This is a genomic window from Marinobacter sp. W-8, from assembly GCF_044342215.1.
GTDB classification, from domain to species: domain Bacteria; phylum Pseudomonadota; class Gammaproteobacteria; order Pseudomonadales; family Oleiphilaceae; genus Marinobacter; species Marinobacter nauticus.
The window spans coordinates 2,620,708-2,646,576 of record NZ_CP172297.1 but is presented as its reverse complement, the minus strand read 5'-3'; the positions used below and the strand labels follow the sequence as shown (position 1 = coordinate 2,646,576).

At 58.0% G+C, this 25,869-nt stretch carries 28 protein-coding genes; 15 read left to right on the top strand and 13 right to left on the bottom strand.

Features of this window, described 5'->3' with window-relative positions:
* The first annotated feature begins 8 nt into the window (after positions 1–8).
* On the top strand, positions 9–3,719 hold the full coding sequence (locus tag ACF8YQ_RS12245) for a YhdP family protein (protein ID WP_396621554.1): 3,711 nt from the start codon (positions 9–11) through the stop codon (positions 3,717–3,719).
* Positions 3,720–3,729: 10 nt separating this feature from the next.
* A complete protein-coding gene (locus ACF8YQ_RS12240) occupies positions 3,730–4,554 on the top strand; it encodes a carbon-nitrogen hydrolase family protein (protein ID WP_396623301.1) in 825 nt (274 codons plus the stop codon).
* On the opposite strand, the gene yjgA is transcribed toward ACF8YQ_RS12240, so the two are convergent.
* The 12 genes from yjgA to ACF8YQ_RS12180 form a co-directional block, all read right to left on the bottom strand.
* A complete protein-coding gene (gene yjgA, locus ACF8YQ_RS12235; RefSeq protein WP_023011337.1) occupies positions 4,555–5,079 on the bottom strand; it encodes a ribosome biogenesis factor YjgA in 525 nt (174 codons plus the stop codon).
* A gap of 17 nt (positions 5,080–5,096) precedes the next feature.
* Positions 5,097–6,458 (bottom strand): magnesium transporter, encoded by a 1,362-nt coding sequence (gene mgtE, locus ACF8YQ_RS12230; protein ID WP_224850043.1) that lies wholly within the window; start codon positions 6,456–6,458, stop codon positions 5,097–5,099.
* Between the two features lie 91 nt (positions 6,459–6,549).
* On the bottom strand, positions 6,550–6,819 hold the full coding sequence (locus tag ACF8YQ_RS12225; protein WP_396621553.1) for an HPr family phosphocarrier protein: 270 nt from the start codon (positions 6,817–6,819) through the stop codon (positions 6,550–6,552).
* Between the two features lie 6 nt (positions 6,820–6,825).
* Complete coding sequence (gene rapZ, locus ACF8YQ_RS12220; protein ID WP_396621552.1) at positions 6,826–7,710, bottom strand: RNase adapter RapZ; 885 nt, start codon at positions 7,708–7,710, stop codon at positions 6,826–6,828.
* Between the two features lie 53 nt (positions 7,711–7,763).
* Positions 7,764–8,234, bottom strand: coding sequence for a PTS IIA-like nitrogen regulatory protein PtsN (gene ptsN / locus ACF8YQ_RS12215; RefSeq protein ID WP_396621551.1), 471 nt, complete (start codon positions 8,232–8,234; stop codon positions 7,764–7,766).
* Positions 8,235–8,322: 88 nt separating this feature from the next.
* Positions 8,323–8,631, bottom strand: a complete 309-nt coding sequence (gene hpf, locus ACF8YQ_RS12210; RefSeq protein ID WP_011786161.1) for a ribosome hibernation promoting factor — start codon at positions 8,629–8,631, stop codon at positions 8,323–8,325.
* 73 nt (positions 8,632–8,704) lie between these two features.
* Positions 8,705–10,234 carry an RNA polymerase factor sigma-54 gene (locus ACF8YQ_RS12205; RefSeq protein WP_041655572.1) on the bottom strand — a complete coding sequence of 510 codons (1,530 nt, stop codon included), beginning with the start codon at positions 10,232–10,234 and terminating at the stop codon, positions 8,705–8,707.
* A gap of 188 nt (positions 10,235–10,422) precedes the next feature.
* The gene (gene lptB, locus ACF8YQ_RS12200) at positions 10,423–11,148 is read right to left on the bottom strand and encodes an LPS export ABC transporter ATP-binding protein (protein WP_014422107.1); all 726 of its coding nucleotides are present in this window, start codon (positions 11,146–11,148) and stop codon (positions 10,423–10,425) included.
* Positions 11,126–11,692, bottom strand: coding sequence for a lipopolysaccharide transport periplasmic protein LptA (gene lptA / locus ACF8YQ_RS12195; protein WP_396621550.1), 567 nt, complete (start codon positions 11,690–11,692; stop codon positions 11,126–11,128). The genes lptB and lptA overlap by 23 nt, the downstream gene beginning before the upstream one ends.
* Complete coding sequence (lptC, locus tag ACF8YQ_RS12190) at positions 11,676–12,275, bottom strand: LPS export ABC transporter periplasmic protein LptC (RefSeq protein ID WP_153741144.1); 600 nt, start codon at positions 12,273–12,275, stop codon at positions 11,676–11,678. Before lptC ends, lptA begins: the two co-directional genes overlap by 17 nt.
* Entirely contained in the window at positions 12,272–12,841 is a 570-nt protein-coding gene (locus tag ACF8YQ_RS12185; protein ID WP_396621549.1) for a KdsC family phosphatase, read from the bottom strand. The genes lptC and ACF8YQ_RS12185 overlap by 4 nt, the downstream gene beginning before the upstream one ends.
* Entirely contained in the window at positions 12,841–13,830 is a 990-nt protein-coding gene (locus tag ACF8YQ_RS12180; RefSeq protein WP_011786155.1) for a KpsF/GutQ family sugar-phosphate isomerase, read from the bottom strand. The genes ACF8YQ_RS12185 and ACF8YQ_RS12180 overlap by 1 nt, the downstream gene beginning before the upstream one ends.
* Before the next feature lie 174 nt (positions 13,831–14,004).
* Between ACF8YQ_RS12180 and ACF8YQ_RS12175 the strand changes: the two genes are divergently transcribed.
* From ACF8YQ_RS12175 to ACF8YQ_RS12125, 11 genes are all read left to right on the top strand, one after another.
* Positions 14,005–14,817 carry an ATP-binding cassette domain-containing protein gene (locus tag ACF8YQ_RS12175; protein WP_011786154.1) on the top strand — a complete coding sequence of 271 codons (813 nt, stop codon included), beginning with the start codon at positions 14,005–14,007 and terminating at the stop codon, positions 14,815–14,817.
* Positions 14,814–15,596: a lipid asymmetry maintenance ABC transporter permease subunit MlaE gene (mlaE, locus tag ACF8YQ_RS12170; protein ID WP_396621548.1), complete on the top strand. Its 783-nt coding sequence runs from the start codon at positions 14,814–14,816 to the stop codon at positions 15,594–15,596. The genes ACF8YQ_RS12175 and mlaE overlap by 4 nt, the downstream gene beginning before the upstream one ends.
* A gap of 20 nt (positions 15,597–15,616) precedes the next feature.
* The gene (mlaD, locus tag ACF8YQ_RS12165) at positions 15,617–16,066 is read left to right on the top strand and encodes an outer membrane lipid asymmetry maintenance protein MlaD (protein WP_153741142.1); all 450 of its coding nucleotides are present in this window, start codon (positions 15,617–15,619) and stop codon (positions 16,064–16,066) included.
* 26 nt (positions 16,067–16,092) lie between these two features.
* Positions 16,093–16,746: a phospholipid-binding protein MlaC gene (locus tag ACF8YQ_RS12160; RefSeq protein WP_014422102.1), complete on the top strand. Its 654-nt coding sequence runs from the start codon at positions 16,093–16,095 to the stop codon at positions 16,744–16,746.
* On the top strand, positions 16,743–17,060 hold the full coding sequence (locus ACF8YQ_RS12155; protein WP_224850048.1) for a lipid asymmetry maintenance protein MlaB: 318 nt from the start codon (positions 16,743–16,745) through the stop codon (positions 17,058–17,060). Before ACF8YQ_RS12160 ends, ACF8YQ_RS12155 begins: the two co-directional genes overlap by 4 nt.
* A gap of 60 nt (positions 17,061–17,120) precedes the next feature.
* Positions 17,121–17,369 carry a BolA family protein gene (locus tag ACF8YQ_RS12150; protein ID WP_014422100.1) on the top strand — a complete coding sequence of 83 codons (249 nt, stop codon included), beginning with the start codon at positions 17,121–17,123 and terminating at the stop codon, positions 17,367–17,369.
* A gap of 19 nt (positions 17,370–17,388) precedes the next feature.
* Positions 17,389–18,651, top strand: coding sequence for a UDP-N-acetylglucosamine 1-carboxyvinyltransferase (murA, locus tag ACF8YQ_RS12145; protein WP_011786148.1), 1,263 nt, complete (start codon positions 17,389–17,391; stop codon positions 18,649–18,651).
* Positions 18,652–18,680: 29 nt separating this feature from the next.
* A complete protein-coding gene (hisG, locus tag ACF8YQ_RS12140; protein WP_224850049.1) occupies positions 18,681–19,325 on the top strand; it encodes an ATP phosphoribosyltransferase in 645 nt (214 codons plus the stop codon).
* 26 nt (positions 19,326–19,351) lie between these two features.
* Positions 19,352–20,656, top strand: a complete 1,305-nt coding sequence (gene hisD / locus ACF8YQ_RS12135; protein WP_153741140.1) for a histidinol dehydrogenase — start codon at positions 19,352–19,354, stop codon at positions 20,654–20,656.
* A complete protein-coding gene (hisC, locus tag ACF8YQ_RS12130) occupies positions 20,649–21,710 on the top strand; it encodes a histidinol-phosphate transaminase (protein WP_141067218.1) in 1,062 nt (353 codons plus the stop codon). Before hisD ends, hisC begins: the two co-directional genes overlap by 8 nt.
* Positions 21,711–21,948: 238 nt before the next feature.
* The gene (locus ACF8YQ_RS12125) at positions 21,949–22,692 is read left to right on the top strand and encodes a Nif3-like dinuclear metal center hexameric protein (RefSeq protein WP_396621547.1); all 744 of its coding nucleotides are present in this window, start codon (positions 21,949–21,951) and stop codon (positions 22,690–22,692) included.
* A gap of 162 nt (positions 22,693–22,854) precedes the next feature.
* Here the strand turns inward: ACF8YQ_RS12125 and ACF8YQ_RS12120 are convergent, their stop codons facing one another.
* Entirely contained in the window at positions 22,855–23,292 is a 438-nt protein-coding gene (locus tag ACF8YQ_RS12120) for a YhcB family protein (RefSeq protein WP_023011323.1), read from the bottom strand.
* A 236-nt stretch (positions 23,293–23,528) separates the two neighbouring features.
* Between ACF8YQ_RS12120 and zapE the strand changes: the two genes are divergently transcribed.
* The gene (gene zapE / locus ACF8YQ_RS12115; protein WP_031210185.1) at positions 23,529–24,626 is read left to right on the top strand and encodes a cell division protein ZapE; all 1,098 of its coding nucleotides are present in this window, start codon (positions 23,529–23,531) and stop codon (positions 24,624–24,626) included.
* 35 nt (positions 24,627–24,661) lie between these two features.
* A complete protein-coding gene (locus tag ACF8YQ_RS12110) occupies positions 24,662–25,846 on the top strand; it encodes a thiolase family protein (RefSeq protein WP_396621546.1) in 1,185 nt (394 codons plus the stop codon).
* The last annotated feature ends 23 nt before the right edge of the window (positions 25,847–25,869 follow it).

Below are 25,869 nucleotides of genomic sequence, written 5' to 3'. Positions count from 1 at the left end.
TGAGTCTTATGTCGATCCGCGAGCCGGACAGTTCGCAACCAGCCGAGGATGAGCGTGATCTGGTTGCCCGCGGGTTGGCGGGCTTTGCCAGCGTGGTCTGGTGGTCAATCCTGGCCCTGCTGGTGTTGTTCGCATTGTATGTTGGTGTCGGTCGCCAGCTCACCTCTAATATCAACAGCTTTTCTGATGAGCTGGCGGCTTCGCTCTCCGAAGCCACAGGCCTGGATGTTTCTGTTGGCAGCTTATCGTCCCAGTGGTATTGGCTGGACCCCTCAATTACCGCCAAAGACATCACTATTGTCTCCCCGGATTCAGACCGTATAGCTGCGGAACTCGAGCATCTGGAATTGCGGCTCGATTTTTTTGCCTCCCTGTTCCGCTTCCGCCTGGTGTTTCGCAATTTTGACGCTGATGGTCTGGCGTTAACAGTAGTGCGCCCTACCGAGGATCCGTTTATCAATCCGGTGGAGGAGATTGTGGAGCTGGCCGAGCCGGGTGCGCCGGAACTCCAGGAGTGGATTCGCCTGGCGGGCCGCTGGTTGTCTAATCCGGAAGTGCGGGTTACACGGGTCAGTCTGGCACTGGGCCCCAGCCGACAGAACCTCCGCTTTCTGGATATTCCCCAGCTCGATCTGTCCTACCAGGGCGGCTTGTTCCAGGCCGCCGGTCGGGCCATGCAGAGTGGCACAACCACGCAGCTGGCGAGTTTTGCCCTGGTCGGGCAGCGGTTTTTCAGGGGTGAATTTACCGGCCAGCTCTATCTGGATGTGGATTCCGGTCGTCTGTTCGACGGCCTGATTGATGATCTGAACTGGCGGGGTATTCGCGTTGAAGGCTTCGATCTGGGAGGCAGTGCCTGGCTGAGCTTTGAGGATGGCGAGCTGCAGCAGGTTCAGGGCCAGGTTCGCACCCCTTATCTCCAGTTGGGTGTTAACCGTGAATCCCTGGCGCCTCTTGAAGACATCCAGGCTCACTTCGGGTGGCGGCAGGGGGAGGCCCTCCGTTTACAGAAGCTTCGCTGGGACTGGATTGGTGATCAGGTTCTGCCGTTCAGTGTTCGCATCGAAGACGGACCGGATGAGCTCAAGCTGGTGGCGGACTCGTTGCCGCTCAAGCCTTTGCGGCGACTGGTTCAGGCACTGGAGCTGCTGCCGGATGCCGCCAGCGAGGCGCTGGAGCATTACCAGCCTGCGGGTTTTCTGGATGATATGTTGTTTAGTCTGCCAGAGCAGGGCTCCCGGTTCTCGTTAAGTGCCAGATTGCGGGAGTTCGGGGTGCGGGCCTGGTCTGGCGCCCCCCGCGCCGAGGGGCTATATGGCTTTATCCAGATGACTGCAGACAGCGGCAGGGTAACCCTGGATACGCCTGAACCTGCCGTGCTGGGCTTTCCGCAACTGTTCAACACCGACTGGACACTCGACTCTTTATCCGGAACCGTCGCCTGGACCCTGGCAGACGGAATAACCAGAGTATTCTCCGATGATCTGGAGTTTGTCTATCAGACAGATACCCGGTTAACCGGCGCCTTTGATCTGCGGCTGGACCGATACGGAGAAGACAATCTTGGTTTGAGCGTCGGCGTAGAAGGCGGCAATGCCGGTATGCTGGCGGATTTCGTGCCGGCTAATGCCGTGGGTGACGGACTGTATGAATGGCTTACCAACAGTATTCCGGAGGCCGGTATCCGGGGGCAGTACTACGGCCACGGTCGTATTGATTCCTCCGCGCCGGCTGGATCCTTTGTTTCCTCCATGTGGTATGAATTCGATAATGCCAGGATTCGATACGACCAGCGCTGGCCATCTGTGGAGCGGGCCAGCGGGCGGGTTGAGATCCAGAATGCTGACACCCGGGTAACACTCGCTCGGGGCGAGATTGGTGGGTTGGAGCTGGAAAACGCCAGTGTTCACGTCCTTCCCGGAGATGGGGAGGCTGGCACGCTGGTGCGCGTAGATGCAGTGTCGACGGTTCCGGCAGAGAGAATACCCTGGTGGCTGGCCAATACTCCGTTGGGGGAATTGTTGGGATACGGTAACACCCGTGCCCGTTATGAAGGGGAGTTTGAGCTGAGTCTTGGGCTGGAGCTACCGCTATCGCAAGGGCAGGACACCCGGGTTACGGCGCAGGTAAAAACCGATAATGCCGGATTCCAATTACCGGATGCGGGACTTCGCTGGCGGAATATTCGGGCTGACCTGACTTACGACAGTGTTGATGGTTTTTCCGGGCCACCGGTTACTGCCCGCTTTTTTGACCAACCGGTCAGTGTCGTTTTTTCCACCGCTGAGGCCGGTGATGCAATGCTGATACGTCAGCAAGGTGGTCTGAAGTTGCCTGGTTCCCTGGCGGCCTTTGGCCTGACCGACGATGCTGCCCCCGGGCTTGCCGGAGAACTGCTCTACACCGCAGAGCTGGAATTAGGGGGTGCCAACGAGCCGGTGATTTCCCTGTTTTCGGACCTTGAAGGCCTGCAAGTGGATTGGCCTGAACCGCTGGCAAAGACCCCGCGCGAGCGGACCCCTCTGTCGGTTCGGGTTGACCCGCTCCAGAGTGAGGGCGTGTCCATCTCGGCCCAGTGGCAGGATCGTCTGGACGCGGAACTCCGTTTTAAGGAGACGTGCTTCGAGCTGGTGTTCGGACATTTGAATCTGGGCGCTCACCACCTGACCAATATCAGCATTGATGCGCTTGAGCTGGAGGACCGGTGGGTCGTTCATACCGACTCGGATCGAGCCCGGGGGCGGGTGGTACTGCCCAAGGAAGCAGGCGCGGTAGAGGCGGATTTCGAAACTCTGCGCCTGATGCGCGAGGCCAGTGCCGCAGAGCAGGACAACGAATTTCTGACTCTTGAGGAGCAGTTGCAGGCGTTCAGGGAGCTGGATATGGGAAATTGGCCCGACATTGATGCCAGAATCTCGGATCTCCGGCTGGATGGCGAGTCAGCGGGAAGCTGGCGTTTCAAGCTGCGCCCTGAGCCCTATCGGTTGTGGGTGCAGGAGGTGGAAGGCCGGCTAGGATCCCTGGTGTTGTCCGGCGATATGACCTGGAGCATTGTGGACGACCGGGAGACCACCCGGTTCAACGGTACGCTGGCGGGAGGGGCCCTTAAAGACCTGGAAGCGCTGACCGGCACCACGATCCCGATGACCAACGAAGAAACCGCGGTTGAACTGGATCTGGATTGGCCGGGAAGCCCGGATGACATTGCTCTCAGCAAGATCAGCGGTACGGTCAGTGCCCGCCTGGATGACGGCATGATCATGGAGCAGAGCAATTCGGCGCAACTGTTCCGGATCTTCAACCTGCTGAACACCGATACGCTCTGGCGCCGCCTGCGGCTGGATTTCTCGGATCTGTACGAGCGGGGCGTAGCCTTTGACGCCATTTCCGGTAAAGCCAACATTATTGATGGCCTGGTAACCATGGACCCGGAACTGCAGCTGGTTGGCCCGTCCGGCGCGTTCAAACTCAGTGGCAATACCAACATGGCCAATGAAACGCTGGATATGCGCCTGGTCCTGGTACTACCCGTGACACAGAATCTGCCCCTGGCTGCCATACTGATGGGGGCGAGCGCCCCCATCGGCGGCGCCTTGTTCGTGCTCGATAAAATTCTGGGCGACCCGTTGAGCAAACTGACCAGTGCCACGTACAGTGTCACAGGAACCTGGAGCAATCCGGAAGTGGATCTGCGGGGCGTGTTCGATACCGGTGAGTAAGGAGGCCATGATGGTTCAGGTAGCGGCAATACAAATGGTCAGTACCCATGACATCGATGCCAACCTTGAAGAGGCCCGCAGACTGCTGGCTGAAGCGGCAGGCGCAGGGGCGAAGGTGGCGGTGTTGCCCGAGAACTTCGCCGTTCTGGCGACCGCACAGATGCTGGAGTGCGGCCGCCGGGAGGCGGGTAGCGAGCCTGTTATCCGTCGCTTTCTGGCCGAGCAGGCCCGGGCATTGGGGCTCTGGATTGTTGGTGGCTCCCTGCCGTTGGCCAGTCGACGAGATGGCTCAAAGATAACAGACCGGGTGCGCGCCACCTGTCTGGTGTACAACGATCGTGGTGAGGAAGTGGCCCGCTACGACAAGATTCATCTGTTTGACGCCATGGTTGAAGACGCCCACGGCCAGTATCGGGAATCGGATACCTTTGAGCCGGGTGATCAGGTGATTACGGTGGATACGCCGGCCGGGCGATTGGGGCTGGCGATCTGTTACGACCTTCGCTTTCCGGAGCTGTTCCGGGCCTTGAGAAAGCAGGGCGCCGAATGGGTTTGCCTGCCCAGCGCCTTTACCTGGCAGACGGGTAATGCCCACTGGCACGCCCTGATACGCGCCCGCGCTATTGAAAACCAGGTCTGGGTGGTGGCACCGGGGCAAGGGGGGCAGAACAGTAGCCGGCGCAGAACCTTTGGCCACAGCCTGATCTGCGATCCCTGGGGCAAGGTCGTCAGTGAGTTCGACGAAGGCCCCGGCATGGCTTGCGCCGACCTGGATTTAGAGCAACTACATCAGTTGCGCAGCCGTATGCCCGTGTGGGAGCACCGGCGGCTCTGATTACTGCTCGGCGTCGTCGATCCATTCCCGCAGAGCCCGGAACAGCTTCCGGGCCTGGCCGGTATTCTTACCTTTCTCGACTTCCTTGCGGGCGTTGCGGACCAGATTGCGCAGGTGCTGCACGTCGGCCACAGGACAGTAATCAATAAACTCTCCTACCACCTTGTCGCCTTCGGAAATCATCCGGTCGCGCCAGCGCTCGGCCAGATGGTGCCGGCGGGTATGTTCTTCACTGCCGGCGTGAAAGGCGTCGATGGCACGGCCAATAGCTTCGGGGTCGTCCTCCTGGCGCAATACCTTACCGATGTATTGCAAGTGCCGACGGCGGGCCTCACGCTGGGGAATCCGGCGTGATTCAATGATCGCCGCTTTCAGGGTTTCGCTGATGCTCAGGGTGGCCAGCTGTTCGTCGTTAAGGTCGAGCATGCGTTTGCCCAGATCCTGAAGCGCGTGCATCTCACGCTTCAGCTGCGATTTGCTGGGGCCAAGGTCGTCCTGGAATTCGTCGTCAAATTGGTCAGTCATGGTAGGTCACAGATTGCTCAGGCATAGAAAATGGTGGCCAGTCCCAGGAAGGCCATGAAGCCGACAACGTCGGTTACGGTGGTGAGTATCACACTTCCGGCCAGGGCCGGGTCGATGTTCCGGGATTTCAGGAACAGCGGCAAGACGGTGCCCACCAGCGCCGCTGCCACCAGGTTAATCACCAGTGCCGCCGCGATGATGGCACCAATCAGCCAGTCCTGGAACCAGACCACGGCGGCGGTGGCAACCACCACGGCCCAGAGCAGGCCGTTCAGTACCCCGGACAGAAACTCGCGGTTCAGAAGCCAGCCCACGTTGGCACCGCTGATCTGGCCAACGGCCATGCCCCGGATCACCAGGGTCAGGGTCTGGCTACCGGCAATGCCGCCCATGCTGGCCACAATAGGCATCAATACAGCCAGGGCAACGACCTTGGCGATGGTATCTTCGAACAGACCAATCACCGCAGATGCAGTAAAGGCGGTAATCAGGTTGATACCCAGCCAGACCGCACGCCGGCGGGTGGTCTTCATCACCGGGGCAAAGGTGTCCTCGTCTTCATCCAGACCGGCCATACTCATCAGGGAGTGGTCGGCATCCTCACGGATAACGTCGACCACGTCATCGATGGTAATCCGGCCCAGCAGCTTGTTGTTCTCATCCACCACCGGAGCAGAAATCAGGTCGTAGCGCTCGAACAGGGTGGCGACCTTGGTATCGGACAGCGACACCGGAATTGGTTCAATGTCCGTGTCCATCACTTCCCGCACGGTAGCGGCGGGGTTGGATACCAGCATCCGGGTAATGGGCAGCATGCCGATAAACTCGTCCCGGCGGCTGACCACAATCAGGCTGTCGGTCATCGGGGGCAGGCTGCGGTGCCGGCGCAGGTAACGCAACACTACGTCGATGCTGATGTCCGGTCGCACCGTGATGGTGTCGGTGTTCATCAGGCCGCCGGCGGTGTCCTCCGGGTAAGCGAGGACTTCCTCTACCCGCTGACGATCCTGCTCGTCCATGGTGTCCAGTACTTCCTGGATCACCGTGTCCGGCAGTTGCTGAAGCAAGTCGGCCAGGTCATCCGACTCGAAATCTTCCAGAATGTCCGCCAGTTCCTGTGCGTTCAGCTGGCTCAGGAAATAGCTACGGATGTCGTCGCCAAGGTACTGGAGGACTTCCCCTTCCAGCTGCTTGTCGACCAGGTTCCACAGCAGGGCCCGCTGGCGTGGTGGCGAGGATTCCAGAAGGTGAGCAATATCGCTGGGGCTCAGACCGCCATTCAGAATGCGGGCCACCTGCTTGAGGGCACCACTGTCCAGCGCTTCACTGAGTGAGCGAAGACGTTGGCGGGCCTGGCTTTTTTCCAGAATATCGGTCATTGAACCACCTGCGATCAGAAAACCTTTGCATTATAGCGGAGTTAGGTGGCACACGTGAGAAAGGATTGTAGGTGAATGACGAAACCGGAGGTTATTCCCCTTCACCAAAATAATCGTCAATCAAGGCAGTCAGGGCATCGATGGCGTCCTGTTCATCCGGGCCATCGGCAACCAGCTCCACTTCGGTGCCCTGGCTGGCAGCCAGCATCATCACCTGCATGATGTTCTTGGCGTCTACGTCCCGGCCTTTGCCCCGGATTCGTACCTTGCTGTCAAAGTTCGAAGCGGTGGCCACAAGCTTTGCTGTGGCCCGTGCATGCAGGCCCAGTCTGTTGATGATGGTGATGGAGCGGCAAATCATAGGCGCTCAGATTTCTCCCCGGGCTTGGAGGTGCGGCAGTTCGGTGTGGCGTACCTGCACATTGCGGTAATGATCCCGGAAATAGCGCCCGAGCTGCTCACACACATAAACCGAGCGGTGCTGACCACCGGTGCAGCCGATGGAAATGGTCATGTAACTACGATTGCTGTCGGCAAACGAGGGCAGCCAGGTGTTCAGGAAGCCGGTAAGGTCATCCACCATCTGACGGGTCAGCGGCTCCCGCTCCAGAAAGTCAATAACCGGCTGATCAACACCGGTATGCTTGCGCAGGCTGGTGTCCCAGTACGGGTTGGGCAGGCAGCGTACGTCGAAGACGTAATCCGAATCCACCGGCACGCCGTGCTTGAAGCCGAAGGACTGGAACAGCAGAGCCAGTTCCTGATCCTTGCGGCCGGCTACGCGCTGCTTGATCATGTCGCGCAACTCGTACATGGAAAGGCCGGTGGTGTTCACATACAGGTCGGCCAGTTTTGACAGGGGTTCCAGCAACTGCTTTTCGTTGGTGATCGCCTCCCGCAGCGAAGTCTTGTCATCGCTCAGCGGGTGTTTGCGGCGGGTCGCGTGAAAGCGCTGCAGCAGAGACTGCTCGTCGGCATCCAGGAAAATGATTTCAAGCTCGACACCGGTCTGCTTCAGTTGCTGGTAGATGGTTTCAAAATTGGCCAGCTCGGCAGAGAGGTTGCGGGCATCAATACTGACGGCCATTTTCTTCAGCCGGCCCGGTGCTTCCTGGGTGGCTGCCTCCCGGGTCAGCGGGAACAGCAAACCAATGGGCAGGTTGTCGATGCAGTAGAAGCCCAGGTCTTCCAGTACATGCAGGGCTGTACTCTTGCCGGAACCGGATCGGCCACTGACGATAATCAGCTTCATGGGGCTGTTACTCCTTCAATCTGCCTGGCAGCCTGTCAGACGTCAGGCTGATCTCAGTGATGACTTTCCGCCATACGCTGGTAAAGGGTAGCGGCGTCTTCGCACTGGCGCAGCCGGGCGCAGAACGTGCTGTCATTGAACCGTTCCGCCAGCTGGCTCAGTAGCTCCAGGTGTTCACTGGTGGCTTCTTTGGGGACAATCAGCGCAAACACCAGGTCCACCGGCTGGTTATCGATGGCATCAAAGTCTACCGGCTCCTCCAGGGTCATCAGCACGCCGATGACGCGGTCCAGGCCGTCCAGCCGGCAGTGGGGGATGGCAATGCCTTCGCCGATGCCGGTGCTGCCCAGCCGTTCGCGGGAGACCAGATTGTTGAAGATCTGGGTGTCGCTGAGAATTTCATCCTGAAAGTGAATCCGTTCAGCGATGAACTCCAGCACACGTTTCTTGCTTGAGGCCGGCACCTTACACAGGGTCAGTTCAGGGGCAAGAATATTGTCGATGGTCAGGGATGGCTCGCTCATGGATCGACTGCATGTCCGTAAAAAAAAGGCTGCGGCCGGTTAGCCCCGCCGCAGCTCGTTTCATGAAACACCCGGTAAGGTTCGCGCTTCAGCGACCGCCGTTACCGTGCATCCGGTCTACGTTCTTTTCCTTGTGCTTGAGGATCTGACGGTCCAGCTTGTCGACCAGAGCGTCGATTGCGGCGTACATGTCCTCATTTTCTGCCTTTGCGTGAATCTCACCACCAATCACGTGCAGCGTGGCTTCCGCCATCTGGCGCACCTTCTCGACCTCCAGGGTGACCTGGCAGTTACTGATGTGGTCGAAGTGACGCTCCAGCTTCTCGAACTTGGTGTTGACGTAATCCTTCAGAGCGGGAGTCAGTTCTACGTGATGGCCTGAAATGTTGAGTTGCATAGGCGTCTCCTGTTGTCATACTGCCGGCGTGCTTGCCGGCTTGCATGCCAGTGCATCTTGCACCAGCGAAAGTTTAAACCAGGCGTTTTCGTTCGTTCGAGGGAGGAATATGCATGGCCTCCCGGTATTTGGCCACGGTACGCCGCGCCACGTTGATTCCCTGTTCCCCTAGCATGGCTGCAATTTTGCTATCGCTCAATGGCTTTTTCGGGGTTTCCTCGGCAATCAGCTTCTTGATCATTGCCCGGATGGCTGTAGACGAGCATTCGCCGCCCTCGGCGGTGCTGACGTGGCTGGAGAAAAAGTACTTCAGCTCGAAAATACCGCGGGGCGTGTGCATGTACTTCTGGGTGGTAACCCGGGAAATCGTGGACTCGTGCATTTCCACCGCCTGGGCAATGTCAGACAGGATCAGAGGCTTCATGGCTTCTTCGCCCTGATCCAGGAACCCTTGCTGGTGTTCAACGATGCGGGTGGCAACTTTCAGCAGGGTTTCATTACGGCTTTGCAGGCTCTTGATAAACCATTTCGCTTCTTGCAGCTGGTCGCGCAGGTAGGTGTTATCGGCACTGCTGTCAGCCCGGCGGATCAGTGACGCGTAGCTGGCATTCACCCGGATACGCGGAGCGATTTCCGGATTGAGTTCAACCCGCCATCGGCCTTCGTGTTTGCGTACGATAACGTCCGGGATAACGTAATCCGGTTCGGCCCGGTCCACGACATCGCCAGGGCGCGGGTTCAGGCTCGTGATCAGGGCCAGTACCTGTTTCAGCTGGTCTTCCTTGAGCCGGCTGCGGCGCAACAGCTGTGCGTAGTCCCGGTTGCCAAGCAGATGCAGGAACTGGGTAACCACCAGTCTCGCCTGGCGCAGCCAGGGGGTATCCGGTGGCAGCTGGTTGAGCTGAATCAGCAGGCATTCCTGGAGATCCCGAGCGAACACGCCTGGCGGGTCGAAGTGTTGCAGGCGGTGGAGTACCGCTTCCACTTCGTCCAGTTCCAACGGGTCTTCTTCGGTTTCGTCCAGCAGGCCTGCGTGAATGTCCTCAATGTCAGACGTCAGGTAGCCGCGCTCATCCACAGCATCCAGCAGCGCGTGGGCAATGGCCTGATCCCGCTCGCTCAGAGGCGTCAGGTTCAGCTGCCACTCAAGGTGATCCTGCAGGGTTTCGGTAGGCGAGTTCCGGGTTTCGAAATCCGATTCGTGCTCGTCTTCGCCTTTGCTGGCCGGAGCCGGGGCAGACTGGTAGATGTCGTCCCAGGCGGTATCCACTGGCAGATCATCGGGAATGTTGTCCGGAATATCGTTCTCGGACGACCAGTCAGGGCCGTTCTCGGTTTCGTCCCAGTCCGGGCTCGCGTCCTGGTGGCTGTCGTCCTGGTTGGCCTCAGAGCTGGAAGCGTCACTGTGCTCGTGCTCTTCGCGCTCGTCGCCTTCAGCGTGCTCATCGTCCTCTGAGGTTTCCAGCATTGGGTTGGATTCCAGCGCCTGCTGGATTTCCTGCTGGAGATCGAGGGTAGAAAGCTGTAGCAGGCGTATGGCCTGCTGCAGCTGGGGCGTCATGGTCAGACTCTGGCCCAGCTTAAGCTGTAATGAGGCTTTCATAACCATGGCTCAAGATCCATAACTCGTGGGCATCCCGGTTGTTGCTTTGCCGGCGCACAGGCCGAAAAAAATGTTGTACGCTGGTTACTTGCCATTGTCTGTGAACAGTATAAGCAAGTTTTTTGCCGAGTTTACTTGCTACAGATCATCAAAACAATCAGACCTCGGATAAACCCAGTTTTATCAGGTCAGAGCCGGAACTCATCACCCAGATATACTTCTTTCACCTGCTGGTTTGCCAGAATGGCTTCGGCATTGCCGGAGGCGATGATGTGGCCGCCGGAAACGATGTAGGCATTCTCGCAGATGTCGAGGGTTTCCCGAACGTTATGGTCGGTAATCAATACGCCAATACCTTTATCCCGCAGGTGCCGGATAATGTGCTTGATGTCACTGACGGAGATAGGGTCTACGCCCGCGAAGGGTTCGTCCAGCAGGATAAACGCGGGCTCCATGGCCAGCGCCCGGGCGATTTCAACTCTGCGGCGTTCGCCGCCGGATAGCGCCATACCCACGCTGTCACGGATGTGAGTAATATGAAACTCTTCCAGCAACTCTTCCAGCTTGGCCTCCCGTTCCGCCCGACTCATGCCTTTGCGGGTTTCGAGGATGGCCATGATGTTGTCCCGCACGGTCAGTTTGCGAAACACGGAGGCTTCCTGGGGCAGGTAACCGATGCCCTTGCGGGCGCGCCCATGCATTGGCAGCGGGGTGATGTCCTGGGTGTCGATGGTGATCCGGCCGTGATCCGCAGGCACCAGGCCCACGATCATGTAGAAGCAGGTGGTCTTGCCGGCGCCATTGGGGCCGAGCAGGCCGACAATCTCTCCGGAGCGAATTTCCAGAGAAACGTCCAGTACTACTTTTTTCTGCTTGTAGCTTTTTGCCAGATTACTGGCCCTGAGAACTGCCATCCGAACCTTTCCCGTCACTGGATTGAGCTGAATTACGAGGCTGAATCACCATTTCCACCCGGCCGGAGCCGCCGTCGGATGGCGTGCCGCCTTCCGCAGTAACAACGCGGCGAACGGTGTCGTAGTGAATGACGTCGCCCCGGAATACGTTGCCGTCTTGTTCAATAACGGCCTGGCGTTCAAAAATAACCAGGTTTTCATCGCCAGACCAGGTGATGTTCAGGGCCTTGGCATCGGTCGTGCCTTCGCCTTCCTGGCTGGGTTGCCGGTAATGGGCGGGGTTGCCGGCGGCTTCAATCCGGCTGACACCCTGTTGGTTGCGGTAAAGTACCACCCGATCCGCGTCCAGCCGGGTTTCGCCCTGAATCAGTTCGACAGCGCCGGTGTAAACGGCCGTTCCGGCGCTTTCATCCAGGCGGGCCGAATCTGCACTGACCTTTATGGGGATATCGGAATCCAGGTTGAATGCCGATGCCGGGCCGGCCAGCAATGCCAGAGCCAGGAGTGCTGGCCGGCAGAAAGATCGTTTACCTGACGGTTTCATATTGTCCCTCTACCCGGGAGTTGAGTTCGAGAATGCGTTCGTTGATCCAGGCTTTCATGCCGGTGGAGCGGGTGACGCCGAAAGGCTCGGTGATGGTCACCGGCTGGTCGGTGTAGACGGTGCCGTTGCTGTTGTCCAGGGTCAGTGCCTCGGTCTCCAGAACGGCTTCGCGGCCTTCGGCCTGTCGGGTCAATCGGACGTTCCCCGTAAGTTCCAGCTTTTCATTGTTCTGCTGAAGGCTACCTTCATTGGACTCGACGAGCCAAGGGTCGGGGCTGCCCTCACTGAAAAGTCGGGCTCTCGGCGTATCCAGATGAGCCGTGCCGGTTGCTTCAAACTGCTCAATTCTGGGGCTTTTGAGATCAATCTGGAGGTTCCCTTGCTCATCCCAGGCGCGGTATTGGCCGCCGATCACAAAGCCGTCGGGCTCGGCGGGCCCCCGTAGTTCGCTGGCGGCATTCCGCGAACTGACAGGCTCGTCACTTTGCCACAGCAGAAAAACGGTTGCTGTTACGGTGGCGGCAAGGGCCAGGGCTGTAATCCGCCGTTTGCCGCGATCGCCGAAAAGCCGCTCGGTGATCATGCTGGCTCATCCAGATAGGGGGCAAGCGTGTTGTCCAGGTGCCCTTGAGCCCAGAGCAGAAGATCGCAGGCCTCGCGCACAGCGCCCTGTCCACCGTGGCTGCGGGTACAGTAGTCGGCGTGTTGCTGAACCAGCCAGTAGCCGTTGGGTACCGTGATGCCAAGGCCGGCAAAACGCAGCGCAGGCAGGTCGGGCAGGTCGTCGCCCATGTAGGCAATCTGCTCCGGCGCAAGGTTCATATCCCGGATCAATTCCAGCAATGCGATTTTTTTGTCTTCGCGACCCTGCATCAGGTGCGGGATGCCCAAGTCCGACATTCGTCTTTCCGTAAGAGGAGAGCGTCGTCCGGTAATCACCGCCACGGTGATGCCTGCCTGCATCAGTTGTTTCAGGCCCAGGCCGTCAAGAATGTTGAAGGCCTTGAGTTCATCGCCGCTGGCACTGAAATAGATGCGGCCATCGCTCATGATGCCGTCCACGTCCAGGGCGATCAGGCGAATGTCCGAGGCTTTGGCCTTCAGGGCTGCGTCCCAGTGGGTTTGTAACGGATGCGCTGTCTGAGTCATCAAATCACTCCGGCCCGGAGCAGGTCGTGCATATTAATGGCGCCCACCAGGGTGCCGTTGGCGTCGGTAACCGGCAAGGCGTTGATCTTCATTTCTTCCATGATATTCAAGGCTTCTGCCGCCAGGTGGTCTGCCCGGATGGTTTTGCCGTTGCGGGTCATCACGTCCTGGATGGGGGTAGTGTGCACATCCACGGATTTGTCCAGGGTCCGGCGCAGGTCGCCATCGGTGAAGATGCCCGTCAGGGTGCCGGCGGCATTAACGACCGTGGTCATACCTAGGCCCTTGCGGGTTATTTCCAGCAGTGCCCCGCTCAGGGTTGTGCCCTCGGCAACCTGAGGAATCTGGTCACCGGTGTGCATGATGTCGGATACCCGCAGCAGCAGGCGGCGTCCAAGGCTGCCGCCAGGGTGGGAAAACGCGAAATCCTCGGCGCTGAATCCCCGGGCTTCAAGCAGCGCTACGGCCAGGGCATCCCCCATGACCAGGGTGGCGGTGGTGCTGGAGGTCGGGGCCAGGCCCAGCGGGCAGGCTTCAATGGCCACGCTGACATCCAGGTTGGCAACGGCCTCCTGTGCCAGTACGGAATCGGGTTTGCCTGTCATGCTGATCAATGGTGCGCCCATGCGCTTGATCAGAGGGAGAATGGTGACCACTTCGCTGGTGCTGCCGCTGTTGGATATGGCGATGACCACATCCTGGGGTGTTATCATGCCCAGATCGCCATGGCTGGCTTCGCCGGGATGAACAAAAAAGGCGGGCGTGCCCGTGCTGGCGAGCGTGGCGGCAATCTTGTTGCCGATGTGCCCCGATTTGCCCATACCTGTCACCACAACCCGGCCTTTGCAGGCCATGATGACCTCGCAGGCGCGGCTGAAATCACCGTTTATACGGCTTTCCAGCGCTTCAATGGCTTCGCGCTCGATGCGGATTGCCCGTAGGGCCGAGTTGCAAAAGTCCTGGGTGTTGAAGGTATTTGATTCGGTCATGTCGGCTGGCTGTCTGCTCGATCTGGGATTTGAGGCCGAAGTATATCACTTCTGGTGCCCCCGGCTCGCCTGCATCAGGGATTCTGATCATTGCCATCAAGACATTTTACGTTGCTTTAATTGAGGTCTGGGAGAGCTTGTCATAATGTAGGCGCTCCTTGAAAGGGATGGATTATGGAGTCATCTGCGTACATAACACTTAGGGATGTGGTGTTTTCCCGTTCCGGGCGCCGGATTTTTGATGGAATCAGTCTGGATATTCCCAAAGGGAAGGTGACTGCCATCATGGGGCCCAGTGGTACCGGTAAAACCACGCTCCTCAGGCTCATCGGAGGTCAGCTTCGCCCGGATTCCGGCCAGGTGAGTGTGGCAGGCCATGACGTGCCCCGGCTAAAGCGCAAGGCGCTTTACCAACTGCGCGAAAAAATGGGCATGCTGTTCCAGAGTGGCGCGCTGTTTACCGATCTCAGTGTCTACGAGAATGTCGCTTTTCCGCTGCGTGTGCACACGTCGTTACCCGAGGATATGATCCGGGACATTGTCCTGATGAAACTGGAGGCGGTGGGCTTGCGTGGTGCCAGAGAGCTGATGCCCTCAGAGTTGTCTGGTGGCATGACCCGGCGGGTGGCCCTGGCCCGCAGTATCGCGCTGGACCCGGAGTTGATCATGTACGACGAGCCCTTTGCCGGGCAGGATCCGATTGCCATGGGCGTGCTGGTCAAGCTGATCCGGGATCTCAACAGTTCCATGGGGCTGACCAGCGTTCTGGTGTCGCACGATGTGCCTGAATCCCTGAGTATTTGCCATTACGCCTGCATTATTGCCGACGGCAAGGTGATCGGTGAGGGCACTCCCGAGGAGCTGCGGGCACATCCGTCTGAGCGGGTTCAGCAGTTTCTTGAAGGGCAGCCTGATGGCCCGGTGCCGTTCCATTACCCGAGTGGCGATGCAGCGGCTGATTTTGGTGTGGGAGGGCGGTCTTCATGATGGATCGTATTGCCGGCCTGGGGCGGCTCGGGATCGCGATCATCGCCTCCTTCGGTCGTTCCGGGCAGTTTCTTTTTGGCGTGCTGGCCGGCGTCCCCAGGCCTGCAACAGGTTTCCCCCTGCTGGTCAAACAGCTATACGCAGTCGGCGTGTTGTCGCTGGCGATTGTGGTGGTGTCTGGCTTGTTCATCGGGATGGTGTTGGGGCTTCAGGGCTATACCATTCTCAGCGATTACGGCTCGGAGTCGGCGATTGGCCAGATGATCGCGCTCACGCTGGTGCGCGAATTGGGGCCGGTAGTGACGGCCCTGCTGTTCGCCGGTCGCGCGGGCTCCGCCCTGACGGCAGAAATCGGCCTGATGAAGGCGACGGAACAGCTCTCCAGTATGGAAATGATGGGGGTAGATCCGTTGCGCCGGGTTGTTGCACCGAGACTTTGGGCCGGTTTTCTCGCCATGCCGGTACTTGCCATGATTTTCTCGGTAGTGGGGATCTGGGGCGGCATGCTGGTTGGCGTGGAATGGCTGGGTGTGTTCGAGGGCTCCTTCTGGGGCAACATGCAGTCCTCCGTCGATTTTGTGGATGACGTGCTTAACGGCTTTATCAAGAGTGTGGTGTTCGGGTTCGTATGTGCCTGGATTGCGGTCTACCAGGGCTATGACTGCGTGCCCACCTCTGCTGGTATCAGTTCGGCGACCACCAAAACCGTGGTCTACTCATCGCTGGTAGTGCTCGGTCTCGATTTCGTACTGACTGCCGTCATGTTCGGTGATTTTTAACAGGATTCAGGGAGCCTTTCATGGCACAAAGAAGCACAGAAATCATTGTTGGGCTGTTCATGGTTGCCGGTTTGGCCGCGCTCATGTTTCTGGCGCTGCAGGTGAGTGGCCTGTCGCCGAAATCCGCGGAGCAGACCTATACGCTGTATGCCAATTTCAACGATACCGGTGGCTTGACGCCCCGAGGCAAGGTTTCCATGGCTGGTGTCACTGTCGGTACCATCGAATCCATCACCCTGGACAGGGACACTTTCCAGGCGCGGGTAACCATGTCTATCCACGCTGAGGTTGATAACATCCCGGCCGACAGTGCAGCAGTAATACGTACATCCGGACTGCTGGGTGAGCAGTACATTGATATATCGATTGGCGGGGACCTGGAGTCGCTGAACGCGGGGGATACCTTTTATTCCACCCAGTCCGCCATGAATCTGGAACGGCTGATCAGTAACTTTGCCTCCGGCCGCTGAGCCAGAGCCATGCACAGGAGAAACTAATGAGTGTCCTTAAACACCGTTTGACGTTGATGATTGCCATGGTCGCCCTGATGGTGGGCCAGGTCTGGGCCGGCCCGGAGGAGGATCTGAAGCGTTACGTGGACGAGAATACCCAGAAGCTGGTGCAGAAGCTCAATGCCGAGAAAGGGTTGTACGAAAAGGATCCCGAGGCGTTTTATGCCAGCATGGATGAAACCCTTCAGGAGTTTGTCGATTTTCGCCGGATTGCTGCCCGGGTGATGGGGCGATATGCCCGCCAGACCACGCCAGAGCAGCGGGATGCTTTTGTCGAGAAGTTCAAGCGCAGCCTGTTTGACAGTTACGCCCAGGCCCTGGTTTCTGCGGAAGATTTCGAGATCATCGTCAAGGAAGCCACCATCCTTCCTCAGAATGAGGATCGCGCTTCGGTAGAAATGGAGTTGATCAGTGCCTCCGGCAACCGTTATCCGGTCACTTACTCGATGTACCGGACAGGTGACGACCGCTGGATGATGGAAAACGTCATCGTAGAGGGCGTCAACATCGGCCTTGCCTTCCGGGATCGCTTTGCCCAGGAAATGGAAGAGAATCGTGGCCAGGTTCAGGCGGTCATTGACGGCTGGGGTGACGCAGTTGAGGCCCTGAATCTGGACGAGCAGGTGGATCGTTCATGAGTGATCGGTTGCCGGGCATCGTCCGGAACGGCAAAACTCTTTGCGTAACCGGCGATGTCGATGCCGACACGGTCCTGGCGCTGCGCAAGCAGGGCGAACAGGAAATAAAGCAGGCCGATGGGACGCTTGAGGTTGATCTGTCCGGGCTTGGCACCGCGCACAGTGTGGTGCTTTCGATGCTTTTGTGTTGGCAGCGTCTGGCGCTAAGCCGACATTGCCATCTCTCCTTCACAGGCGCCAGTGAGCGACTTCGTTCTCTGGCCGCACTCAGTAATCTTCAGGATCAGATTCCCGGATTTGCCGAGCACAGCTGACCGGCGCCCGGGAATTGGTTACAATTCCGCCCCTGATTTCAACTTAGTCGAGGAATCCTTATGGACGCCGCCCAGGTTACCGAACTTGTCAAAGAAGCCCTGCCCGGTTGCGAGGTTCAGGTACAGGTTGATGGCAACCACTATCTTGTTGTGGTGGTGGGTGACGTATTTGAGGGACTGCCCACCATCAAACGGCAGCAAATGATCAACAAGGTGCTATTCCAGCATGTCATGGACGGCACCATTCACGCCCTTCACCCGAAAGCCTTTACCCCGAGCGAGTGGGCCGATCAGCAGGCCGGCGCCTGAACCGAACAGGATAATTACCGTGGACAAACTATTGATCAGGGGTCGAAAGCCCCTGGATGGCGAAATTCGCATTTCCGGTGCCAAGAACGCGGCCCTGCCCATTCTGGCGGCGACACTGCTGGCGGATGAGCCGGTTACCGTCGGCAACCTGCCGCACCTGAACGATATTACCACCATGATCGAGCTGCTCGGTCGTATGGGGGTGGAGCTGCTCATTGACGAAAAGATGAGTGTTGAAGTGCACGCCAACACCATCAAGCACTTCCATGCACCGTACGAGCTGGTAAAGACCATGCGCGCCTCCATACTGGTGCTTGGCCCGCTGGTGGCACATTTTGGCGAAGCCGAAGTCTCCCTGCCGGGTGGCTGTGCCATCGGTACCCGACCGGTTAACCTGCACATCCACGGTCTGGAAATGATGGGTGCCGACATAAAGGTGGAGAATGGCTACATCAAGGCCAAGACCAACGGCCGGCTGAAGGGCGCCCACATTTTCCTGGATACGGTCACCGTAACGGGTACCGAAAACCTGATGATGGCAGCTGCGCTCGCCGAGGGTAAAACCATCCTCGAAAACGCGGCCCGTGAGCCGGAAGTGGTGGATCTGGCCGAGTGCCTGATCGCCATGGGTGCCGATATCAAAGGCCACGGTACCGCGACCATTGAAATCAATGGTGTGGAGCGCCTGCACGGATGCCACTACAACGTGTTGCCGGACCGGATCGAGACCGGAACCTACCTGGTGGCGGCGGCTGCGACCGGTGGCCGGGTGAAAGTAAAAGATACTCGGGAAGATATCCTGGAAGCGGTGCTGCTCAAGCTGGAAGAGGCGGGGGCGCACATCACGACCGGCCCGGACTGGATTGAGCTGGACATGAAAGGCAAGCGGCCCAAGGCTGTCAGCCTGCGGACCGCGCCGTATCCGGCGTTCCCAACGGATATGCAGGCTCAGTTTGCGGCCATGAATGCGGTCGCCGAGGGTTCCGGAACCATCGTCGAAACCGTATTTGAAAACCGCTTCATGCATTTGCAGGAACTGATCCGGATGGGTGCAGACATTACCCTTGAAGGTAATGCGGCCATCATCAAGGGCGTTGAACACCTGACCGGTGCTCCGGTGATGGCAACCGATCTGCGGGCCTCAGCCAGTCTCGTGATCGCCGGTCTGATGGCAGACGGCGATACCATTGTCGACCGCATTTACCACATTGACCGCGGTTACGAGTGCATTGAAGAGAAATTGCAGCTGTTGGGTGCCAGCATCCGCCGTCTGCCAGCCTGAATTTGACCAACGGGAACCCGGAAGGATACATGACAGATTCCATCACCATCGCCTTGTCGAAGGGTCGCATTCTGGAAGAAACCTTGCCGCTGCTGGCGGAAGCGGGCATTGAGCTTGTCGACGACGTGAAAAAGTCCCGCAAACTGGTGTTTCCCACCACCGACCCGAACGTGCGGATTCTGATCATCCGGGCGACCGATGTGCCCACCTATGTTCAATATGGTGGCGCGGATCTGGGCGTTACTGGTAAGGATGTTCTGATGGAGCACGGTGGCGACGGCCTCTACGAACCGCTTGATCTGAACATCTCCCGTTGCCGGTTGATGACCGCAGGCAAAAAAGGCGAGCAGCCACCGGCAGGCAGGATTCGTGTTGCCACCAAATTCGTCAACCTGGCCCGGCGCTACTATGCGGCTCAGGGCCGGCAGGCCGATATCATCAAGCTCTACGGGGCCATGGAACTGGCACCGATCCTGAATCTGGCCGATGAGATTGTTGATATCGTGGATACCGGCAATACCCTCAAGGCCAACGGGCTGGAGCCAAGAGAACTGATTGACCACATCAGTAGCCGACTGGTGGTTAACCGGGCCTCCATGAAGATGAAACACAGCCAGATAAACCCCATAATCGAGAAGATGTCCGCGGCCGTTGAACGACGCCGCGATTCGTAGTGTTACTCCAAGACAGGATCTGAAAAATGACCGACAGAATCACCAGACTGAACACCACCCAGAGCGACTTTGACAGTGCGCTGGCCCAGCTGCTGGCCTGGGACGACAGTGTGGATCATCAGGTGAATGAGTCGGTTCGGCATATCCTGCACGAGGTGAAGACCCGGGGCGATGCGGCGGTGCTGGAGTTTACGGCCAAGTTTGATCGCCTGGACGTTGGCTCCATGGCTGAGCTGGAAATGGATAAAAGCCGTTTGCAGGCAGCTTTGGACCGAATTCCCCAGGATCAGCGTGAGGGTCTGGAAAAAGCGGCGGGACGCATCCGTGACTACCACGAACGCCAGAATCAGCAATCCTGGCAATACCAGGACGAAGACGGAACCGTGCTGGGCCAGAAGGTAACGCCGCTGGATCGCGCCGGTCTGTACGTGCCGGGTGGCAAGGCGGCCTATCCTTCGTCGGTACTGATGAATGCGATTCCGGCCAAAGTCGCTGGTGTGTCTGAAGTTATCATGGTGGTGCCGACCCCGGATGGTGTGGTGAATGACATGGTGCTGGCAGCGGCCGCCATTGCCGGGGTAGACCGCGTGTTTACTATCGGTGGCGCCCAGGCCGTGGCCGCGCTGGCCTATGGCACGGACACGGTGCCCTCTGTCGACAAGATCGTCGGCCCCGGTAACATCTTCGTGGCCACCGCCAAGCGCGAAGTCTTCGGAGTTGTCGGTATCGACATGATTGCCGGCCCTTCGGAGATACTGGTGATCTGTGACGGCAAGACCGACCCGGACTGGATCGCCATGGACCTGTTTTCCCAGGCCGAACACGACGAGCAGGCCCAGAGCATTCTGGTCAGCCCGGACGCAGACTTCCTGGATGCGGTGGAAGCCAGTATCAATAAGCTGTTGCCGACCATGGAACGAGAAGAAATTATCCGCACCTCCATGCTGGGACGGGGTGCACTGATTCAGGTGGCAGATTTGAAAGAAGCCGCTGAAGTGAGTAATCGAATTGCACCGGAGCACCTGGAGCTCTCAGTGGAAGACCCGCAGGCCATGCTCGATGACATCCGCCACGCCGGTGCGATTTTCATGGGCAGGCACACGGCCGAAGCCCTGGGTGATTATTGCGCAGGCCCGAATCACGTTTTGCCAACCAGCGGCACAGCACGGTTCAGTTCACCTCTGGGTGTGTACGATTTCCAGAAGCGCTCTTCCCTTATTGGCTTTACTGCTCAGGGTGCCGACCGTATGGGGCGGGTGGCATCGGTTCTGGCTCGTGGCGAAGGTCTGACTGCACACGCACGTTCAGCGGAGTACCGGATCAATGAGTAAGTACTGGAGCGACCTGGTCAGTGAACTCAAGCCTTATGTGCCGGGTGAACAGCCGAAAATGGCCAATCTGGTTAAGCTGAACACCAATGAAAACCCGTTCGGCCCATCGCCAAAAGTGATCGAAGCCATTCAGAGAGAACTGAATGACAGCCTGCGTCTGTATCCGGACCCGGAAGGCCAGGCCCTGAAAGATGCCATTGCCGAATACCACGTGGATTTTGGAATCAATCCCAAACAGGTGTTTGTTGGCAACGGCTCCGATGAAGTGCTGGCGCATATCTTTCAGGGGCTTCTGAAACACGACAAGCCGATCCTGTTTCCGGACATCAGCTATAGCTTTTACCCGGTGTATTGCGGCTTGTTCCAGATCGAGAGTGCGGTTATTCCGTTGACCGACAGCTTCGAGATCGATCCGAACGACTACAAGCGTGACAACGGCGGCATTATCTTCCCGAACCCGAATGCGCCGACGGGACGCTACCTCGGACTTGGGCACGTAGAGGATATCCTGCAGGCCAACCCGGATAGCGTGGTGGTGGTTGATGAAGCCTATGTGGATTTCGGTGGCGAGACGGCGATTCGTCTGGTGAACCAGTACCCGAACCTGTTGGTGTGCCAGACCCTCTCCAAGGCCCGTTCACTGGCTGGCCTGAGAGTTGGCTTTGCGGTTGGTAATGAAGATCTGATCGAGGCTCTCAATCGTGTCAAAGACAGCTTCAATTCCTATCCGCTGGACCGTCTGGCTCTGGCTGGTGCCGTGGCTGCGTTTGAGGACAAGCAGTGGTTCGAGGATTCCTGCAGTGGCGTGATCCGCGAGCGCGAGCGGGTGACCAGGGAGTTGGAAACTCTGGGTTTTGAGGTGCTGCCATCCAAGGCAAACTTTGTTTTTGCCCGCCATCCCGGCCATGAAGGGGCTGAGATTGCGGCGAAGCTTCGGGAGCAGGGCATTATTGTCCGGCATTTCAACAAGCCACGAATAAGTGATTTTCTGCGAATCACGATTGGTACCAGTGACCAGAACAATGCACTGATAAAAGGCCTGGATGCGCTGTAGTCGAATGTCGAAGTAGAACGAGGAATCGGCGCGCTGAGTTACGCTGGCGTTTCAGCTTCGAGGTGCCGCAAGGGTCAGCAGGGGTTTCCGGAAACCGCTACAAGCACATCCATGTGCGCTTCTCTCCGGCCATCCATGGCCTCCGACATTTCCGGAAACCCCTGCTGACCCTTGCTTTCAAACGTTGTGCACGCCAGCTGCCATGCGTCCAGAAACCGAAATGTGTTCGAGGTGTTTAATGGCGAGCAGAAACGAGATTATAGCCAAGATAAATCAATGGCTTCAGCCGGATACCTTCCAGGATTACTGCCCGAATGGCCTCCAGGTTGAAGGTAACGAGCAGGTTATGACCCTTGTTACCGGTGTAACGGCCAGCCAGGCACTGATTGACGCCGCAGTCGCACAAAACGCAGACATGATCCTTGTCCACCACGGCTATTTCTGGAAAGGCGAAGATCAGGCCATCCGTGGCATGAAGAAAAAACGGATCAAGCAGCTGCTGGATAACGACATCAACCTCGTTGCCTACCATCTGCCACTGGACGATCATCCGGAGTACGGTAACAACCGACAACTGGCCGACGTGCTCGGAATCCAGAATCCGAGGCCGCTCGGTGGCCTGGTTTGGCAGGGTGAGTTGCCGGAGCCCTTATCAGTGGAAAAGTTTGAGTTGCAGATGGCCCGGGCTCTGCACAGGCAGCCGTTGCACGTTGGTGCCGGGGCAGACAAAATCAAAACCGTCGCCTGGTGCACGGGTGCCGCTCAGGGCTTCATCAACGTTGCTTTGGAGGCGGGCGTAGACGCCTACATCAGTGGTGAAATCTCGGAGCCGACAACTCATACCGCCCGGGAATGCGGCATTCATTACTTTGCGGCGGGCCATCACGCGACAGAGCGTTATGGAGTGCAGGCGTTAGGGGCGGCGATTGCTGAGGCGTTTGGTGTTACACACCGTTTTGTCGACTGCGATAACCCGGTTTAAGCGCAGCTATTGGGTTGCACCTAACGTATGGGCGTAGTCAGGGGAGAGCTTCCCAAAACCTTGTGGAGCCATGGATGGCGGAACAGAGCGTACAGGGAAGTATTCACAGCGTGTTTTGGGAAGCTCTCCCCTGACTGCGCCTGGTACCACTCTGGTGGAGAATCAAGCCGGGCGCTTCTCGCCCTTGTCCAGGCCGTAGTCCTCGGCAAGCGTGCCTTTGGCCTCAGGGTCGGCCTTGGGTGCATAATCCCTGGGAGGTTCTGAAGGCTCGCCATCACTGCCATGCTCCAGTCTGCCCTTGGATTCCTGATCCAGCTCTTCCATCCAGTCTTCGTCATTGCACAGACGGTTGGCGCCACGAGCCATATGCTGGTTCACATCCCGGTAGGCGTCGTTGAACCGGCGCAACAAGTGCGCGGATTCCATAAAGTGTTCGTTCACCTGGGCCTGATAGCGCGTAAACTCGCTGCGGAGCTCTTCAATCTGCTGCTCCGCCCGGCGCTGCCGTAACGTTGCTCCCTGGCCGGAACGGCCAACCAGAATCCCGATGACAATGCCAACTACCAACGCGGCAACTGCCGCCAGAATCAGGTTTGTCATATGAAAATCGTCCTTATATTGCCTGGAAGTGAGCCAATCCCCGTAAACGGAGTATAACGCCCCAAACCGATTGAGCCCATGCTGAAACACTGAGCCAATCGTCGTATTGCCTCGAGAGCCGCCCGGCGTGGCGAAAAAACGCGAAATAGGCGACAATACCGCGCCGATTTCTCACTCGACTCAACTATTCAGGAAGCCTGATGACTGCAGCTACGTCCTCCGATACCGTTGCGAACCTGACCCCTTGGGAGCGTTACCAAAAGGATCTTGAACGCCCGGATTTTCACAAGGACCCCGCCCAGGTAGATGCAGTTCAACGCTTGCAGGCACTTTACGATAAATTGGTGGCTGCTGAAAACGAGCGCAACAAAGGGCTGGCCAAACTGCGCCGCAAACTCAAGAAGGGCCGGGAAGAGCCGGTTAAAGGCCTGTATTTCTGGGGCGGCGTTGGCCGGGGTAAAACCTATCTGATGGACACCTTTTTTGAGTCGCTGCCGTTTGAGCGCAAGATGCGGGTGCACTTCCACCGTTTTATGCAGCGCGTTCACAACGAATTGAAAGCTTTGAAAGGGGAGAAAAACCCCCTTGAGATGGTGGCTAAAAAGTTTGCGGACGAGACCCGTGTCATCTGTTTCGACGAGTTCTTTGTTTCCGATATTGGCGATGCCATGATCCTTGCCACGCTGATGGATGGGCTTTTTGGTCGTGGTGTTACCTTGGTGTGTACGTCCAATATCGTCCCCGATGGCCTCTATAAAGATGGTCTCCAGCGCGCGCGGTTCCTGCCTGCCATTGAGCTGGTAAAGAAGTACACCGATGTGGTGAATGTGGATGGCGGCGTGGACTATCGCCTGCGTACCCTGGAGCAGGCAGAGCTTTATCACTGTCCGCTGGATGATGAGGCGGATATCAGCTTGCGGAACAGTTTCGACGCCCTGGCCGTCGAAGCGGCGAAGCACAGTAAAACCATGGAAATCAACGGTCGCAAGATTCCGGCCCAGGCCCACGCAGACGATGTGGTCTGGTTTGACTTCAAAGACGTGTGTGACGGCCCCCGGAGTCAGAACGATTACATCGAAATGGCGCGCCAGTTCCACGCCATTATCGTCAGCAATGTACCGGTGCTTGGTGGCGACAAGGACGACCAGGCGCGCCGTTTTATCAACATGATCGATGAGTTCTACGACCGCAACGTCAAGGTCATTATCTCCGCTGCGGCGCCCATCACCGAGCTCTATTCGGGCGGGCGTCTGAGCTTTGAATTCGAGCGCACGGAATCCCGATTGCTGGAAATGCAATCCCAGGAGTATCTCGAAGCGCCCCACAAACCATAACCAGAATCATAAAGAACCAACAGAGAGGTCACAGCATGAGTCAGGACAACGTTGTCATCGTGAGCGGTGTTCGCACCCCCATGGGTGGTTTTATGGGTAGTCTTGCCCCGGTTTCCGCGCCGGAACTGGGCGCAATTGCCATCGCTGAGGCGGTGAAGCGCGCCGGCTTGCAGTCTGCCGATATTCAGGAAGTCATTATGGGTAACGTGCTGCCGGCTGGCCTGAAACAGGGGCCCGCTCGCCAGGCCATGCGCAAGGCGGGACTGCCAGACAGTACTGGCGCCACCACCATTAACAAACTTTGTGGCTCCGGCATGAAAGCCACCATGTTTGCCCATGACCTGATCAAAGCCGGCTCAAACGACATTATGGTAGCCGGTGGTATGGAGAGTATGTCCAACGCGCCTCACATTTTGCTGGGCGCCCGCCAGGGCTACCGCATGGGGCCTGGGCAGGCGCCCCAGGACCATATGTTCCTGGATGGCCTCGAAGACGCCGAGACTGGCCGTTTGATGGGATCTTTCGCCCAGGAAATGGCGGACAAGAAAGGCTATACCCGGGAAGAAATGGACAACTACGCGATTTCCTCCCTGAATCGTGCCAAGAAAGCGATTGAAGAAGGCCTGCTCAAAGAGGAGATCATCCCCGTTACCGTCAAGACCCGTAAGGGCGAGGTGGTGGTAGAGGATGATGAGCAGCCCCACAACGCCAACATTGAGAAGATTCCGACACTGCGCCCGGCGTTTGCCAAAGACGGTACCGTGACTGCGGCAAACGCGTCTTCCATTTCTGACGGCTCCTCAGCACTGGTGCTGATGCGTGAATCCGAAGCCGAAAAACGTGGCCTCAAGCCCCTGGCGCGGATCGTTGCCCATAGCACTCAGTCCCAGCATCCCAGCGAGTTCACCTGTGCGCCAGTGGGCGCGATCCAGACACTTTTCCAGAAAACCGGCTGGACCAAGGACGATGTTGACCTTTACGAGATCAACGAAGCCTTCGCCATGGTGGCCATGATGCCTATCAAAGAGCTGGGCCTGGATCCGGACAAAGTCAATATTCACGGTGGCGCCTGTGCCCAGGGGCATCCGGTTGGGTCTACCGGTTCCCGTCTTCTGGTTACCCTGATGCATGCCCTCAAGCGCTATGGCAAAAACAAGGGTGTCGCCGCGCTCTGCATCGGCGGTGGTGAAGCCACTGCAATGGCAATCGAAATGCTGTAAGACGACAGGTGGTTGCACTCCTG